Annotated in this window: 15 protein-coding genes; 8 read left to right on the forward strand and 7 right to left on the reverse strand. The window is 67.2% G+C overall.

All coding sequences use genetic code 11. The features are described 5' to 3' along the window. Window positions 1-5: 5 nt before the first annotated feature. A complete protein-coding gene (locus AC5Y30_RS00620) occupies window positions 6-839 on the forward strand; it encodes a DegV family protein (protein ID WP_499915413.1) in 834 nt (277 codons plus the stop codon). Here the strand turns inward: AC5Y30_RS00620 and AC5Y30_RS00625 are convergent. The 6 genes from AC5Y30_RS00625 to AC5Y30_RS00650 all read right to left on the reverse strand — a co-directional run bounded on the left by AC5Y30_RS00625 (window position 836) and on the right by AC5Y30_RS00650 (window position 8,148). Then, a complete protein-coding gene (locus AC5Y30_RS00625; RefSeq protein ID WP_499915414.1) occupies window positions 836-3,736 on the reverse strand; it encodes an MMPL/RND family transporter in 2,901 nt (966 codons plus the stop codon). The two genes, AC5Y30_RS00620 and AC5Y30_RS00625, sit on opposite strands and share 4 nt — an antisense overlap. Continuing rightward, entirely contained in the window at window positions 3,733-4,161 is a 429-nt protein-coding gene (locus tag AC5Y30_RS00630; RefSeq protein ID WP_499916691.1) for an MmpS family transport accessory protein, read from the reverse strand. The genes AC5Y30_RS00625 and AC5Y30_RS00630 overlap by 4 nt, the downstream gene beginning before the upstream one ends. A gap of 178 nt (window positions 4,162-4,339) precedes the next feature. Beyond that, complete coding sequence (locus AC5Y30_RS00635) at window positions 4,340-5,401, reverse strand: NAD(P)H-dependent amine dehydrogenase family protein (RefSeq protein WP_499915416.1); 1,062 nt, start codon at window positions 5,399-5,401, stop codon at window positions 4,340-4,342. Window positions 5,402-5,426: 25 nt separating this feature from the next. Further along, complete coding sequence (locus AC5Y30_RS00640; RefSeq protein WP_499915417.1) at window positions 5,427-5,870, reverse strand: PPOX class F420-dependent oxidoreductase; 444 nt, start codon at window positions 5,868-5,870, stop codon at window positions 5,427-5,429. A 3-nt stretch (window positions 5,871-5,873) separates the two neighbouring features. Further along, window positions 5,874-6,980 carry an acyl-CoA dehydrogenase family protein gene (locus AC5Y30_RS00645; RefSeq protein WP_499915419.1) on the reverse strand — a complete coding sequence of 369 codons (1,107 nt, stop codon included), beginning with the start codon at window positions 6,978-6,980 and terminating at the stop codon, window positions 5,874-5,876. 7 nt (window positions 6,981-6,987) lie between these two features. Further along, complete coding sequence (locus AC5Y30_RS00650) at window positions 6,988-8,148, reverse strand: acyl-CoA dehydrogenase family protein (RefSeq protein ID WP_499915421.1); 1,161 nt, start codon at window positions 8,146-8,148, stop codon at window positions 6,988-6,990. A gap of 201 nt (window positions 8,149-8,349) precedes the next feature. Between AC5Y30_RS00650 and AC5Y30_RS00655 the strand changes: the two genes are divergently transcribed. The 3 genes from AC5Y30_RS00655 (at window position 8,350) to holA (ending at window position 11,799) form a co-directional block, all read left to right on the forward strand. Continuing rightward, on the forward strand, window positions 8,350-9,219 hold the full coding sequence (locus tag AC5Y30_RS00655; RefSeq protein WP_499915423.1) for a ComEA family DNA-binding protein: 870 nt from the start codon (window positions 8,350-8,352) through the stop codon (window positions 9,217-9,219). A 50-nt stretch (window positions 9,220-9,269) separates the two neighbouring features. Continuing rightward, a complete protein-coding gene (locus AC5Y30_RS00660) occupies window positions 9,270-10,766 on the forward strand; it encodes a ComEC/Rec2 family competence protein (RefSeq protein WP_499915425.1) in 1,497 nt (498 codons plus the stop codon). Window positions 10,767-10,830: 64 nt separating this feature from the next. Beyond that, complete coding sequence (gene holA / locus AC5Y30_RS00665) at window positions 10,831-11,799, forward strand: DNA polymerase III subunit delta (RefSeq protein WP_499915427.1); 969 nt, start codon at window positions 10,831-10,833, stop codon at window positions 11,797-11,799. A gap of 28 nt (window positions 11,800-11,827) precedes the next feature. Here holA and rpsT read toward each other — a convergent pair whose 3' ends face one another. Beyond that, window positions 11,828-12,088: a 30S ribosomal protein S20 gene (gene rpsT, locus AC5Y30_RS00670; protein WP_007769864.1), complete on the reverse strand. Its 261-nt coding sequence runs from the start codon at window positions 12,086-12,088 to the stop codon at window positions 11,828-11,830. 144 nt (window positions 12,089-12,232) lie between these two features. Here rpsT and AC5Y30_RS00675 point away from each other — a divergent pair, with 144 nt between their 5' ends. The 4 genes from AC5Y30_RS00675 to AC5Y30_RS00690 are packed head-to-tail and all read left to right on the forward strand — an operon-like array spanning window position 12,233 to window position 16,461. Then, window positions 12,233-13,918: a circularly permuted type 2 ATP-grasp protein gene (locus AC5Y30_RS00675; RefSeq protein WP_499915430.1), complete on the forward strand. Its 1,686-nt coding sequence runs from the start codon at window positions 12,233-12,235 to the stop codon at window positions 13,916-13,918. Further along, window positions 13,905-14,882 carry an alpha-E domain-containing protein gene (locus tag AC5Y30_RS00680; protein WP_499915432.1) on the forward strand — a complete coding sequence of 326 codons (978 nt, stop codon included), beginning with the start codon at window positions 13,905-13,907 and terminating at the stop codon, window positions 14,880-14,882. The genes AC5Y30_RS00675 and AC5Y30_RS00680 overlap by 14 nt, the downstream gene beginning before the upstream one ends. Continuing rightward, window positions 14,882-15,721 carry a transglutaminase family protein gene (locus tag AC5Y30_RS00685; protein ID WP_499915434.1) on the forward strand — a complete coding sequence of 280 codons (840 nt, stop codon included), beginning with the start codon at window positions 14,882-14,884 and terminating at the stop codon, window positions 15,719-15,721. Before AC5Y30_RS00680 ends, AC5Y30_RS00685 begins: the two co-directional genes overlap by 1 nt. A gap of 38 nt (window positions 15,722-15,759) precedes the next feature. Beyond that, entirely contained in the window at window positions 15,760-16,461 is a 702-nt protein-coding gene (locus AC5Y30_RS00690) for a hypothetical protein (protein ID WP_499915436.1), read from the forward strand. The last annotated feature ends 7 nt before the right edge of the window (window positions 16,462-16,468 follow it).

Consider the following 16,468-nt stretch of genomic DNA (forward strand, 5'->3'; position numbering starts at 1 on the left):
CGCTCGTGGCTGTCGTGGTGGTGACCGACTCGTCGGCGCGCGTGCCGGCCGAGCTGCTCGAGAAGTGGGGGATACGCGTCGTTCCGCTGCACATCCTGCTCGACGGCAATGACCTGCGCGATGGTGTCGACGACGTTCCCGACGACATCTACAAGCTGGCGGCCACGACCGCGGCCGCCACTCCGGCCGAACTGGCCGACGTGTACCAGCAGGCACTGGCCGACAGCGGCGCGGACGGGGTGGTGGCCGTCCACATTTCCGCTGCGCTGTCGGGCACCTGCCGGGCCGCCGAACGCACGGCCGCCGATCTCGATCCGAACGTGTGCGTCGTCGACTCCAAGTCAGCCGCGATGGGCACCGGTTTCGTCGCTTTGGCCGCGGCGCGGGCCGCGGCCGACGGTGGCGACGTCGAGACCGTCGCGGCCGCGGCGCGCGCGGCCGTGGACCGCGGACATGCGTTCATCGTCGTGCACCGGCTGGACAACCTGCGCCGCAGCGGACGCATCGGCGGGGCGAAGGCCTGGCTGGGCACCGCGCTTGCGCTCAAGCCCCTGTTGCGGATCGATGACGGCAAACTCGTTCTGGCCCAACGGGTCCGCACGGTGAGCCATGCGACGGAGACGATGATCGACCGCGTCTGTCAAGTCGTCGGGCAGCATGCCGCCGCGCTGGCGGTGCACCATGTCAACAACCCGGACGGCGCACGAGAGGTGGCGACGACGCTGGGCGAACGGCTGCCGGCGTGCGAGCCGGCCATCATCACCGAACTGGGGCCGGTGCTCGCGTTGCATGTCGGCGCGGGCGCCGTCGCGGTGAGCCTAAGCCTCCCAGCGGATTAGGCGCTCACCGGCCGTCGCGCGTTGTCACCCCGCGGGTGCACGACTTGCGGCCACCAGAACCACCGTCCGAGCAGAGTGGCGATCGAGGGCATCAGCAACGTGCGCACGATCAGCGTGTCGAGCAGCAGGCCGATGCACACGGTCGACCCGAACTGACCGAGCACGCGCAGATCGCTGCCCAGCATCGACGCCATGGTGAAGGCGAACACCAGACCCGCGGCCGTCACCACACCACCCGTGCCGGCCATCGATCGGATGATCCCCGTCTTGAGTCCGCGATGGATCTCTTCACGGAACCGGGAGACCAGTAGCAGGTTGTAGTCCGACCCGACGGCCAGCAGGATGATGACCGACAGCGCCATCACGATCCAGTGGATCCGGATGCCGAACAAGTCCTGCCAAATCAACACGGACAGACCGAACGACGCTGCGATCGAGCTGGCCGCCGTGCCGACGATCACCAGCGCGGCCACCACACTTCGAGTCAGCAGCAGCATGATCATGAAGATCAGGGTCAGGGCCGACACCACCGCGATCATCAGGTCGTACTTCTCGCCGTCGGCCATGTCCTTGAAGGTTGCGGCGGTGCCGCCGAGATAGACCCTGGCATCCGACAGCGAGGACTGCTTCAACCCCTCCTGCGCCGCGGTGCGTTCGGCGTCGACCCGCGCGATGCCTTCCGGAGACATCGGGTCGCCCTGATGGGTGATGAAGAACCGCGCCGACTTGCCGTCCGGCGACAGGAACATGCGAAGACCCGTCTGGAAGTCCGGGTTGTCAAACGCTTCTGGCGGCAGGTAGAAGAAGTCGTCGTTCTTGGAGTTGTCGAAGCTTTGCCCCATCACGATGGCGGTGTTGCTCATCGCCTCCATCTGGTTGATCATCGCCTGGAACGTCTGGTAGAGCGTCAGCGTGATGCCCCTGGTGTTCTTCAGCGTGTTGATCAGTATGGGAAACAGTGCATTCAGGTCGTGTGTGGCCTTGGCGGTGTGCGCGATATCGGTGGTGAGGTAGTGGAACTGCTCGGCGAGCTGGTCGAACCCGTCGAACGTGTCGAAGAGGGACCGCAGCCCGATGCACAACGGAATGTCGTAGCAGTGCTTCTCCCAGTAGAAGTACGTGCGCACCGGCCGGAAGGTGTCGTCGAAATCCGCGATGTGGTCGCGCAGGGTGTCGGTGATCTGCGACGTCACCGCCGTGGTCTTCGCGCTGTCGTCGGCGGCGCCCGCCAGGTCTAGCGACACCTCGTACTGGCGCTGCGTGGTGTCGATCTGGGTTTGCAGGTCGTCGGCCATCTTCAGGATGTCGTTCATGCGCTCCTTGAGGAAGCCCATGTTCTGCATCGTGGTCTGGCTTTGGACGCTGTTCTGGAACGGAATCGAGCTGTGCTGGATCGGAATGCCCAGTGGCCGCGTGATGTCCTGGACCATGGCGATGCCGAGGGTGCGCATCTCGTTTTTGGCCACCCGGTCCAACACCAGCATGTCCGCCGGGTTACGCATGTCATGGTCAGATTCGACCATCAACAGGTCGGGGTTCATCCGTGCCTCGGAGAAATGCCGGTTCGCGGCCTCCTGTCCTTGGTTGGACGGGGCCGACAGCGGCAGGTAATGGCGGTCGTTGTAGCTCGTGTGGAAGCTCGGCAGGGCGATCATGCCGACCAGCACGATCGCTGCGCTGACCGCCAAAATCGGTGCGGGCCAACGCACGACGGCGGTGCCGACCCGACGCCACAGCCGACCGCGCTTGGCCTGCCGTTCGAAGAGGTGGAAGCGACTTCCGACGAAGACCACCGCCGGGCCCAGCGTGATGCCGGCCAGCACGACCACCAGCATGCCGATCGCCACGGGCGCGCCCATGGTGTTGAACCACGGCAACCGCGAAAAACTCAGGCAATAGGTCGCGCCCGCAATCGTCAGGCCCGATCCCAAGACGACCGGGGCGACGCCCTTGAATGTGGTGTAGTACGCGGTTTCTCGGTCCTCGCCCGCGGCCAACGCCTCCTGGTATCGGCCGACGAGGAAGATTCCGTAGTCGGTTCCCGCGGCGATCGCCAGCATGGTGAGGATGTTGGCGGCGAAGGTGGTGAGCCCGAATGCGTTGTGGTAGGCGAGAACCGCGACGACCCCGCGCGAACAGGCCAGCGCGACAAAGGTCATGAACAGCTGCACGAGCGTGGTGACGATCGACCGGTAGACCAACAGCAACATGATCGCGATGGCGCCCAGGGTGAACAGCGTGATCTTGGCCAGGCTGGCGTTACCGATGATGTGCATGTCGTCGGACAATGCCGCGGGACCGGTGACGTAGGCCTTGACGCCGGGCGGCGCCTTATTCTCGTCGATGACCTTGCGAACGGCGTCCACCGACTCGTTGGCCAGCGTCGTGCCCTGGTTACCGGCGAGGTTCACCTGCACATAGGCGCTCTTGGCGTCGGCGCTCTGCGCGCCGGCGGCGGTGAGCCGGTCGCCCCAGAAGTCCTGTATGTGCTGAATGTGCTTGGGGTCCTGGCGGAGTTGCCGGATCAGCTTGTCGTAGTACTGGTGCGCGTCCGGGCCCAGCGCGTGCTGACCCTCCAGGACGATCATGACGGTGCTGTTGGAGTCGAACTCGTGGAAGTTGTGGCCCAGGCGCATCATCGCCTTCATCGACGGCGCGTCCAGCGGTGTCATCGGCGCCGAGTGCGCCTCGCCGACCTTCTCCAGGGTGGGAACGATGACGTTCACCAACACGGTGACGGCCACCCAGCCCAAAATGATCGGTATCGCGAAGATGCGAATCGCGTGGGGCAGGTAAGGCCGGTGGCCCCGTTCGGCCTTGGACAGGCGTCCAGTTTTGATCGGGCCGGTGTCGGCGGCGCTCAGGTCGCGCTCGGTCTTGCTGTTCACTTCGCTCATGCGGACTTCACCAGGCAGAAGGTCTGGGCGTTATGGCCATCGGAGTTCTGGTTGTCGCGGACGATGCCGTCCACGGTGATCTTGCAGGTGATCGTGCTGCCGTCGCTCTGCGCCATGATGTTGGCGCTCACCGACGGCAGCGTGGTGGAGATCGTGGTCGACCACGGCAGCGGGGCGTTGTTGACCTGATGCGTGTTGGCGTTTTCGTCCCAGTAGTTGATGTTCGCGGTCGTACCCGGGGAGCCGGAGATTTCGTAAACGACGACCTTCGGGTTGAACTGCACGATGTCGATTCCCTTGCCGGCGTTCGCGTTGAGATCTTCCGAACCGAAGATCCTGTGCAGCCGCGACACGATCAGCGCCGAGGTCGCCAGAACGACCACCAGCACCAGCGGGATCCACCCGTGTTTGAGCGCGCGGGTCAAGAAGCCGGGGCGGGAATCTGAGTCTGGACTAGTCACCACCTGACCGCCTTCCGCAAAGCTCACCAACCGTCGCCGACGACACCACTGTCAACGGAACATTTGCTCGGTTAGGGATACTAACCTTAGTGCACGCAAGCGTTCCTCCCGGGGCCGCCTGTTGTGGCGAACGGCATAGCCGCTAGGGGGCCAGCCGACCGGTGACCGGAGGCAAATCCGCCAGCGTCACGATCCCGGCCGGGGCGGCCACCACCGCCGGGACGGCATTGGTGACCGGCATGGCGGTGTAGATCATTCCCAGTCCCATGAACCCGGGCTCGGTCCAATCCTTGGGCGGCAGGCAGTGCAACACGGTCCGCATGTTGGGCAACCCGAAGACCTGAATGACATGGCCGTGCTCGAGTGGCTTGGGCGGGACGACGTGGCTGCCCATGGTCCAGTTGAACCCGACGCTGACGACGTTGCGGTCGCCGACCCAGCCGCGGTGGTATCCGTAGACGCTGCCGACCGTTCCGGCGGGAATCTTCATGAAGCCCAGATCGGAGTCACCGGTGGCCGCGGTGAAGGTGACGTCGAAGGTCATCTTGTCCAGCTTCGCGCCGATCGCGTCGGCCATCATCGCGGCCGATTCCGCGAAGACCTCGCTTTCCCGCCGCACGTTTTCGGCCAGCCCAGGAGTATCGGGATCTTGCGAAAAACCCATTGCCGTCTGGGTTTCCGCCGATTCGTAGGTCGAGCAGTCGACCGACTCGGTGATCCGGATCTCATCGACGCGCTCGCACGAGGCGGACAAAACCATGCCCACCATATTCGTCATGCCCGGGTGCGCTCCGCTGCCGAAGATCGTCGAATTGCCCTTCTGGCAGGCATCCTCGATGCGTTTGCGGTCCTGCGGCGTCTGCTTGCCGCCGGTGATCCACGCGGCACTGGTGCACACGTTGACTCCCGATTCCAGCAGCCGCACCAACTCATCGATGTTGGGCCACAACGGGTTATAGCAACACGCGTCGGCGCCCAGGGCCAGCAGCGCGTCGATGTCGTTGGTCGCCCGCACCCCGGTCGGCTCCGGCCAGCCCGCCAGATCGGCGGCGTCGACGCCAACCTTGTCGGCGCCATGCGCATACACCCCGGCCAGTTCCAAGTCAGGCCGCCCGATGATGGCGTGCAGGGAACGGCGCCCGATGTTTCCCGTCGTCCACTGGATCACCCGCAGCGGACGGTCTGTGCTTGCCTTGCTGCTCATCGCGGCTCCTTTGCCGTGGGGCGAACTAGTTGCTGATGTCGAATCCCGCGTTGACCTTGGTCGGGCGCACCCGCACCACTAATTCACCTGGAACGGCGTTGCGACGGCCGAATTCTTCGGCGCGGTCGGCACCCATGTAGCGGCGCCCCGTGCGGGTGGCGATGTCCAGCACGTCCTGCACGTCCTCGCTGACCGTGGCCACGCCCTGAACCTGGACGAACGAGTACGGCGGGTGGGGGTCGTCAACGCAGATCACCACTCGCGAATCCCGAGCCAGAGCACGGCCTTTCGACGTGTCGCGCCCGGTGTTGAACGCCAGTTCAGCGCCGTCTTGCCCGACGTCGACCACGAACCACACCGGCGCGACCAGCGGCCGGCCGTCGGCGGCGACGTAGCCCAGCATCCCGGTGCGGGTGCCGGCCGATAGGAACTCGATGACCCTCTGGCTTAATTCCGCGCGCTCGGCCATGCCTTAGAGACGGGCCAAGTCGTAGTCGCCGACATGATCAATCAGGTTGTGCAGGTGCTCGCCCGAGGTGCCCAGGGTGTTTTCGATCGCGGTGAGCCGGGCGGCGTAGTGGCTGACCGGGTATTCCGCCGTCACCCCGATGCCGCCATGCATCTGGACCGACTCCTGCGCGATGTGCCGGCCCGAGCGACCGATCTGCAGTTTGGCCCGCGAGGCGATCAACGGGTCGAGCTTGCCGTCGGCGATCGACATGGCCGCGTACAGGGTCATGCTGCGCGCCATCTCCAGCGACACGTACATGTCCGCGGCGCGCTGTGTGAGCGCCTGGAACTTGTTGAGCGTGACGCCGAATTGCTTGCGGGTCTTGAGGTAATCGGTGGTCAGGCGCAGCGATTCCTCCATTGCCCCAAGCGCTTCGGCGCACAGCGCCGACTGGATGCGCACGACGGCGTCGCGGATGGCACCCGATGCGTCGCCTGCTTCGCCGAGGGGTTCGGCGGCGGTGGAATCCAGGTCGATCTGGGCGCCGCGCTGTCCGTCGAACGTCCGGTACGGGTGCCTGGTCACCGATGCCGCATCGACCAGGAACAGCCCCGTGCCGCCGTTCGGCAGGCCGGCACTGACCACCAAGGTGTCGGCGCAGTCCCCGGCTAGCACCGGGTTCTTGCGTCCGGTCAGCGTCCACGAATCCCCTTGCTGCGCAGCCTTGGTGCTCACCTCGGCGGACGGCTTGCGCTGGCCCGGCTCGAGGTGGGCGGACGCCAGCAGCCGCTGTCCGCCAGCGACCTCCTCGAGCAGTTGCTTCTGCTCAGCGCTGCCCAGCTCGGCGATCAGCGCACCGGGCCCCAGCGCGGCATGCAGCACCGGTTCGGGGGCCAGTCGGCGCCCGATTTCGTGAAGCACCACCATGATCTCGATCTGGCCGGACTCCTCGGGCTCGAAGCCGAGACCCAGAATGCCGGTGTCGGCGAGCTGATTCCACACCTCGCGGCTCCAGCCGAGATCGGAGCCGATGATCTTGTTGCGGCTTTCCGGGTCATAGGTGCGCGACAACAGGTCGCGGGTGGTGTCGCGGAGCAGGGCTTGCTCGTCGCTCAACTGAAAGTCCATGGCTGCCTCACAATCCCAGAATCGTCGACGCGATGATGTTGCGCTGCACCTCGCTGCTACCGCCGTAGATCGACGTCTTGCGATAGTTGAGGTAGTGCGGCGCACTGTGTTGCGCCCAGGGCGGCGACGAAATGTCTTCGCCGTCGGCCGGCAGCGCATCCGGTCCGGCCACCTCGACGAGCAGTTCGGTGGCGACCTGCTGAAGTTGGCTGCCGCGCAGCTTGAGCACCGACGAGGCGGGGTTGGGCTGTCCGTCCGCGGAGTCCGTGACCACTCGCGACTGCGTGAGTTCCAGTGCCAGCAGCTCGTTTTCGGCCTCGGCCAGCCGCGCCGCGAACAGCGGGTCGTCGAGCACCCCGGTAGCCGTGGCGTGCTTCTTCACCTCGGCGAGGCGCACCTTGGTCCGCCCCACGCCGGCGATGCCGGTGCGCTCGTTGCCCAGCAGGAACTTGGCGTACGTCCAGCCCTGGTTCTCTTCTCCGACAAGCTGATTGGCGGGCACCCGGACGTCTTCGAAGAAGACCTCGTTGATCTCTTGTCCGCCGTCGATCGTCTTGATGGGCCGCAGGGTGATGCCCGGCGTATCCATGTCGAACAGCAGGAACGAAATGCCGGCCTGCCGCTTGGGCGCCTGCGGATCGGTGCGGACCAGGCAGAAGATCCAGTCCGCGTATTGGCCGAGCGTGGTCCAGGTCTTCTGGCCGTTGACGACGTAGTTGTCGCCGTCGCGGACCGCGGTGGTACGCAGGGACGCCAGGTCCGAGCCGGCCTCGGGCTCCGAAAAGCCCTGGCACCACCAGATGTCGAGGCTGGCCGTCGGGGGCAGGAAGCGTTGTTTGACCTCCTCCGAACCGAATTCGGCGATCACCGGGCCCACCATTTTGGTGTTGAAGTTCAGCGGCTCGGGCACGCACGCCAGCTGCATCTCGTCGGCCCAGATCTGGTGCTGGGTCGGCGTCCAGTCCTTGCCGCCCCACTCGACTGGCCAGTTCGGTACCGCCAAGCCGTGCTCGTGCAGGATCTTGTGGCTGGTGACGATGTCCTCGTGGATCACTGCCGCCGACCCCTGGCGCACCCGCTCGCGCAGCTCCTCGGGAATCTTGGTGGTGTAGATGTTGCGAAGCTCGTCGCGGAACGCGGCTTCCTCGGGTGTGAGCGCCAGTTGCATCGGCAGCCTCCTGTCGTTTCGGGTGAGGTGTGACCACGCAGCGCCCAGAGCTGCTTTCTGGCGATGCCGGTCGTTCGCTCGACTTCCATCTTGACCCATCCCTCGCGGACTCTGTGCACAGCCTCGGGTTAATCCACAGATCGGCCCGGTGGCGCCGCTGAGCGATGCCGTCGGGGCGGTGCGCGGACCTACCGTCGGCCCATGCGAACAGAACTTCCGGCGGAGCGCCTACAGCGACGGCTCAACGCTGAACCGGAGACCGAAGCGCCCGTCGAGCCCGGCGACGCGCCCTCGGCCTCGACGGAGGAGGCTCGCGATGACGACCAGAATTCGCTGTTGCCGCGGTGGCTCCCCGACGCGTCGCAGGACCGCGGCTGGGTGGCCAGGGTGCGTGCCGACCCCGGACGGGCCGGCGCCATCGGGTTGGCGATCGTGGCGGCGCTGGCGGTGCTGGTCACGGTGTTCACATTGCTGCGCGACCGCCCGGCGCCGGTGATGTCGGCCAAGCTGCCACCGGTGGAGAAGGTCTCGACGGCCGGCCCCAGGTCATCGGCCGGCCCGGGTGCCGCACAGCCGCCGAGTCCCGACCGCCCGGTGGTGGTCAGCGTGGTCGGCCTGGTGCACTCGCCGGGTCTGGTGACCCTCGCACCGGGCGCGCGCATCGCCGATGCGCTGTCGGCCGCCGGCGGCGCCGTGGACGGCGCGGACACCATCGGATTGAACATGGCCCGGCCGGTCGGTGACGGCGAACAGATCGTGGTGGGTCTCGCCCCGGTTCCCGGGCAGCCGACGGCGCTGGGCAGTTCGGTGGCAACCGGAACGACACCCACATCGAAGGCACCGCCATCGGCGCCGGGGTCGGTCAAGCCGAAGCCCGGCCAGACCGTCGACCTGAACACCGCGACCGCTCAGCAACTCGACGATCTTCCCGGGGTCGGACCGGTCACCGCGGCCGCGATCGTGGCGTGGCGGCAATCCAACGGCAAATTCACCAGCGTCGACCAGCTCGCCGAAGTCGAGGGCATCGGGCCGGCGCGGCTGGAGAAGCTGCGCGCCCTCGTCCGTGTCTGACCCCGGTGGTTCATCCCGGACCGGGCGAATCGCCTTCCGAGCATGCCGATGTGCGCCTGGTGCCGGCCGCGTTGACCTGTTGGGTGGTGACCGCCGGCGGGGTCTGGTGGCAGGCCGGCCCGATGCTCGCCTGGTGCTGCGTCGGGTGGATTGCCGCGTCCGGTGCGCTGGCGTGGCGTGCGGCGCACCGGCCCGGCCGGAATGCGCGGCTGCGATCGATCAGCGCCGGCCTCGCGGCGGTCGGTGTGGTGGGGGCGGGGTACGGCTTCGCCATCGCGCTGCGCACCGACGCCGTCGTTCACCACCCGATCACCGCGGCCTTCGGCAGCAGCGCCCAAGTCACGGTCACCCCCACCGAGAGCACGGTGTCGCTGGGCAGCAGCCGGTTGATGTTTCGCGCCACCCTGCAGCGCTTGCGCACCGCCGAAACATCCGGCCGGGTGGTCGTTTTCGCGCGCGCCTCGGACTTCGCCGCCGTGGTGGTAGGCCAGCCGGTGCAGTTCACCGCGCGCATCACCCGGCCGACCCGTCGCGACTTGACGGTCGCGGTGCTCAACGCATCGGGGCGGCCGACCATGGGCGCCGCAAGCGCCGTGCAGCGGGCCGCGCACGGGGTGCGCGACCGATTCGCCGTCGCCGCCCGCGACGCGCTGCCCGGCGAGCAGGCAGCGATGCTGCCCGCGCTGGTGCTAGGCGACACCTCGGCGGTGCCGGGCGACATCAACCGCGATTTTCGCGCGGCCGGCATGACGCACCTGATGGCCGTGTCGGGCGCGAACGTGATGATCGTGTGTGGCGCGGTGCTGTTCTCGGCGCGGTTGATCGGCCCGCGGGCGGCTGTCGCGCTTGCCGCGCTGGCCCTGGTGGCCTTCGTCATCGTCGTGCAGCCCACGGCGAGTGTGTTGCGGGCGGCGGTGATGAGTGCCATCGCGCTGGCGGGCATGTTGTCTTCACGCCGGCGCCAGGCCATTCCGGCCCTGGCCGCCACGGTGCTGGTGCTGCTCGCCGTTGCCCCCGCGCTGGCCGTTGACGTGGGGTTCGCGCTGTCCGTGGTCGCCACCGCCGCGCTGGTCGTCATCGCGCCGGTCTGGTCGCGGCGCCTGGTCGGCAAGGGATGGCCCAAGCCGCTGGCCGATGCGCTGGCCGTCGCCTGGGCCGCGCAGGTGGTGACCGCGCCTCTGGTGGCGGCGATCTCGGGCCGATTCAGTGTGGTTGCCGCGCTCGCGAACCTCGTGGTGGCCGCCGTCATCGCGCCGATCACGGTGTTAGGCACCGCCGCGGCCGCGGTGTGCGGGATATGGCCGGGCGCCGCGCGGCTGCTGATCCGGTTCACCGGTCCCGAGTTGTGGTGGGTGGACCAAGTCGCCCGCTGCGCTGCCAACATGCCGGGCGCGACCTTGCCGGTGCCGCAGGGTGTGCCCGGCACGATGATCGTCGGCGGGGTCACGGTGCTGGCGGTGGTGTTGTGGCGGTGGCGGCCTTTCCGCGTCGTGGGGGCAGTGGCGGCGCTGACCGGGCTGGCCTGGGCGCTGTCCGGGCTGTGGTAGCACGGATTGCTGAGCCGTTGGATCCCCGGGCGGCGCAGTCGGTGGGGCGTGACACCATCGTGGGGTGAGCGAGGTTTCGCCGTTGCACCTGGTCCTGGGAGACGAGGAACTGCTGGTCGAGCGGGCGGTGGCTAACGTTTTGCGGTCGGCGCGCAAACGGGCCGGCACCGACGACGTTCCGGTCAACCGAATGCGCGCCGGCGATGTCAGCACGTATGAGCTCGCCGAGCTGCTGAGTCCGTCATTGTTCGCCGACGAACGCATCGTCGTGCTCGAGGCCGCCGGCGAAGCCGGCAAAGACGCTGCGGCGGTGATCGTTTCGGCCGCGAGTGACATGCCGACGGGCGTGGTGCTGGTCGTGGTGCACTCGGGTGGCGGGCGAGCCAAGGCGCTGGCCACCGAGCTGCAATCCCTGGGCGCCGAGGTGCATGCGTGCGCGCGGATCACCAAACTCAGCGAACGGATCGACTTCGTCCGCAAGGAATTTCGCGGTTTGCGGGTCAAGGCCGACGAGGACACGGTGACCGCGATGCTGGATTCGGTCGGTTCTGATCTGCGGGAGCTGGCTTCTGCCTGCTCCCAGTTGGTGGCCGACACCGGCGGGCTGGTCGACGCCGCTGCGGTGCGCCGCTATCACAGCGGCAGGGCCGAGGTGAAGGGCTTCGACATCGCGGACAAGGCGGTGACCGGCGACATCGAAGGAGCCGCCGAGGCGCTGCGGTGGGCGATGATGCGGGGGGAGCCACTGGTGGTGCTGGCCGATGCGCTTGCTGAGGCGATCCACACGATCGGCCGGGTCGGCCCCCTGTCAGGTGATCCCTACCGGCTCGCGTCACAGCTCGGGATGCCGCCTTGGCGGGTGCAGAAGGCCCAGAAACAGGCGCGGCGTTGGTCGAATGACTCGGTGGCCTCGGCGATGAAGGTGGTGGCGGCGCTCAACGCGAACGTCAAGGGAGCGGTGGTGGACGCCGACTACGCCCTGGAATCCGCGGTAAGGCAGGTTGCCGAGCTGGCCGCCCAGCGCGGTCGCTAGAGGGTGGGCGTCGCTGGCCGGTAAGGCCTCAGATTTTGTTGAGGGCCTGCGCCAGCGCCGACTTCTTGTTCGCCGCCTGGTTCTTGTGGATGACGCCCTTGCTGGCGGCCTTGTCCAGCTTGCGGTTGGTCGACACCAGCAACTCGGCGGCCTTCTCCTTGTCGCCGGCGTGGGCGGCCTCGCGGAAGGCGCGGACAGCGGTACGCAGCGACGACTTCACCGACTTGTTGCGCAGGCGAGCGCGCTCGTTCGTCTTGTTGCGCTTCTGCTGCGACTTGATGTTGGCCACGCTGGAGTTCCTTCTTCGATTAGACGTTTTGTGGGGCGCCGGATATCACCACAGCGATTGCCCAGGTTATCAGTGAGTTACGTTTTCTCCCAAAACGGGAACACGTGGGCTGCCAGAACGTCGACTTGAGGCAGCATCTGAACAGTGAGTCTTACGAACCAGCTTGACGACACCAAGCGGGGTTTTCGCGCTGCCCGTTCTGAACGCATTTTCGGCGGGTACAACGGGTCTTCGGACGCCTACGAGATGGCGTTCGACGAGATGTTCGATGCTCAGGGCGCCGTCCGCGGCCCGTACCGGGGTATCTACGCCGAGCTCGCGCCGTCGGACGCCTCGGAGCTGAGGGCTCGCGCCGAGGCGCTCTCCCGCGCCTTCCTCGACCAGGGGATCACCTTCTCGCTATCGGGCCAGGAGCGGCCGTTTCCGCTGGACCTGGTGCCGCGGGTGATCTCGGCGGCCGACTGGATGCGCCTGGAACGCGGCATCACCCAGCGGGTCAAGGCGCTCGAGATGTACCTCGATGACATCTACGGCGACCAGGAAATACTGAACGACAGTGTCATCCCGCGCCGGCTGATCACCTCTTGTGAACATTTCCACCGCCAGGCGATGGGCATCGTCCCACCCAACGGGGTGCGCATCCACGTCGCCGGCATCGACCTGATCCGCGATGACAAGGGCGTCTGGCGGGTTCTCGAGGACAACCTGCGCTCGCCGTCCGGTGTGTCCTACGTGATGGAGAACCGGCGCACCATGGCGCGCGTCTTTCCCAACCTGTTCGCCACCCACCGGGTGCGTGCGGTCGACGACTACGCCTCGCACCTGCTGCGCGCTTTGCGCAACTCCGCGGCCACCAACGAGGCGGATCCGACCGTGGTGGTGCTGACCCCGGGCGTCTACAACTCGGCCTATTTCGAGCATTCGCTGCTGGCCCGCCAGATGGGCGTCGAGCTGGTCGAAGGGCGCGACCTGTTCTGCCGCGACAACCAGGTGTACATGCGCACCACCGAGGGCGAACGTCAGGTCGACGTCATCTATCGGCGCATCGACGACGCCTTCCTGGACCCGCTGCAGTTCCGCGCCGACTCGGTGCTGGGCGTGGCCGGCCTGGTCAACGCGGCCCGCGCCGGCAACGTCTCCATCTCCAGCGCGATCGGCAACGGCGTCGGGGACGACAAACTCGTCTACACCTACGTCCCCACGATGATCGAGTACTACCTGGGCGAAAAACCCCTGCTGGCCAACGTCGAGACGTTGCGCTGCTGGCTCGACGACGAGCGTGAAGAGGTGCTGGACCGCATCGACGAGCTGGTTCTCAAGCCGGTGGAGGGATCCGGAGGCTATGGCATCGTGTTCGGTCCGGAGGCCTCGGAGAAGGAGCTGGCCGCCGCCGCCAAGAAGGTGCGCGACGATCCCCGGAGCTGGATCGCGCAGCCGATGATGGAGCTGTCGACGGTCCCGACGCAGATCGGCAACACCCTGGCCCCCCGCTACGTCGATCTGCGACCGTTCGCGGTCAACGACGGCAACGACGTGTGGGTGCTGCCCGGCGGGCTGAGCAGGGTGGCCCTGGTCGAGGGGTCGCGGGTGGTCAACTCCAGCCAGGGCGGAGGCTCCAAGGACACGTGGGTGTTGGCGTCGCGGGCGGCGGCCGGCGACCACGAACTCGAGGCGGCGGAGGTGGTGCGTTCGCTGCCCGCCTCGATGCCCGACCCGTTGGAAGAAGCGCAACGGCTGACATCTCAGCAGGCGCAACCCACCGAACTGCCCCAGCGCGAGCAGCTCGAGCAGCAGCAACAACAAAGGGCGGTGCACGATGCTGGCACGTAACGCCGAGGCGCTGTACTGGATCGGCCGTTACGTCGAGCGCGCCGACGACACCGCCCGCATCCTGGACGTGGCGCTGCACCAGTTGCTCGAGGATTCCAGCGTCGACCCGGACCAGGCATCGCGCCTGCTGCTGCGGGTGCTCGGCATCGACCCACCGGATCACCACCTGGACGTGTGGTCCTTGACCGACCTGGTGGCCTACAGCACCAACGCCCAGGGTGGCTGCTCGATCGTCGACGCCATCACCTCGGCACGAGAAAACGCGAAATCGGCGCGCGAGGTGACCTCCAGCGAGATCTGGGAGTGTCTCAACACCACCTATCACGCCCTGCCAGAGCGGGAACGGGCCGCCAAACGCCTTGGGCCGCATGACTTCTTGTCGTTCATCGAGCGTCGTGCTGCGATGTTCGCCGGCCTGGCGGACTCGACGCTGTCCCGCGACGACGGCTACCGGTTCATGGTGCTGGGCCGGGCGATCGAACGGGTCGACATGACGGTGCGGCTGCTGCTGTCGCGTGTCGGTGACAGCGCCTCGTCCCCGGCGTGGGTCACGCTGTTGCGTTCGGCCGGCGCCCACGACACCTACCTGCGCACCTACCGCGGTGTGCTGGACGCGGGCCGGGTGGTCGAATTCATGTTGCTGGACCGGCTGTTTCCGCGTTCGGTGTTCTACTCGCTGCGGCTCGCCGAACACAATCTCGACGAACTGGTCCACAACCGGCAGAGCCGGATCGGGGCCACCGCCGAGGCGCAGCGGCTGCTCGGCCAGGCCCGCAGCGAGTTGGAGTTCGTCCAGCCCGGCGTGCTACTGGAATCGTTGGAAAGCCGGCTGGCCGGGCTGCAGCGGACCTGCCGTGACGTCGGCGAGGCGTTGGCGCTGCAGTACTTTCACGTCACGCCCTGGGTGGCGTGGTCGGATGCGGGGCAGCGCGCCCGGCTGGTCAGCAGGAAGGGGGACGGCTGATGTGGCGGCTGCGGGTGGTGCACACCACCGGATACGCCTACCAGTCGCCGGTGACCGCCTCTTACAACGAGGCTCGCCTGACCCCGCGGTCGAACACCCGGCAGAACGTGATCCTCAACCGCGTCGAAACCATCCCCGCGACGCGGTCCTACCGCTACATCGACTACTGGGGCACCGCGGTCACCGCTTTCGACCTGCACGCGCCGCACACCGATCTCACGGTGATGTCGTCCTCGGTCGTCGAAACCGAGCGGGCCGAGCCACTCTCGACGGATGTGGACTGGAGCGACCTGCAATCGGAGACGGTGATCGATCGCTACGACGACCTGCTTCGCCCCACCGAGCATGCCCCGGCCAGCAAGCGCGTCGCGTCGGTTGGCAAGAAGATCAGCAAAACCCACAAGCCGGCCGAAGCCGTTGTGGCGGCAGCCGATTGGGTACGCAACGAATTGGAATACCTTCCGGGGACCACCAGCGTGCACTCGTCCGGGCTGGACGCGCTGAAGGCGGGCAAGGGTGTCTGCCAGGACTTCGTGCACCTGTCGCTGATGTTGTTGCGCAGCATGGGAATTCCTGCGCATTACGTATCGGGCTATCTGCATCCCAAACGCGATGCCGTGGTCGGGGACACCGTAGACGGGCGAAGCCACGCCTGGATCGAGGCGTGGACGGGCGCGTGGTGGAGCTATGACCCCACCAACGCCACCGAGATCACCGAGCAGTACGTGGGCGTGGGCGCGGGCCGCGACTACGCCGACGTCTCCCCGTTGAAGGGCATCTACTCCGGGGAGGGCGCCACCGACCTCGACGTGATCGTGGAGGTAACTCGGCTCGCCTAGCCGGGGTGATACTCAGGCACGGGGATAGCGTTGCGGGAATGAACGATTCGGCCGGGGTCGCGGCTCGGCGCGACGGGAACCCAAGTCGTAGCGGGTGGCCCCTTGCGCCGCTGTCCCTGGGCTGCATCGCGCTGCTCGTCGGCGGCATCGCCATCGGGGTCGCCGTAGGCGGCGTCATGCCGTTGCCATACGGCCCGCCGGCCGCCGTCACGAACTACGTCCGGGCTCAGCCGGCGGCCGTACGGATCATCGCCGTCGGGACGTTTGTGTCCTCGGTGCCGCTGGCGCTCTACGGTGCGATCGCCGGTGCCCGGTTGCGGCAACTCGGGGCGAGGGCCGGATCCGCGTCGGTCGCGCTGACCGGTGGCGTCCTGGCCGCCGGTGCGCTCGGCCTGGCCGGGCTGCTGGGCTGGACGTTGTCGATACCGGAAGTGGGGGCGAACCAGGCATTGGTGAGGGCGCTTTACTTGCTGGTGTTTCTCACAGGCGGTCCGGCGCACATCGTGGCGTTGGGCCTGCTGGTCGGCGCGATCGCGGCCTCCGGGAGGGCAGTGCTGCCCAAACCGCTCGCCGGGATCGGTTTGGCGACGGCCGTTCTCGCCGAGGCGGCGGCGGTGGTGCTGATCTGGCCGGCGCTAGGCGTCATTTTGCCGGTCGCGCGGGTGCTGGCGCTGACCTGGATGATGGTGGCAAGCTTTGCGTTATCCCCTGCGGCGCAACGAGGTTCGGCAGACCGATAAAGCGGCG

It is taken from the genome of Mycobacterium sp. NGS27, from assembly GCF_059813005.1.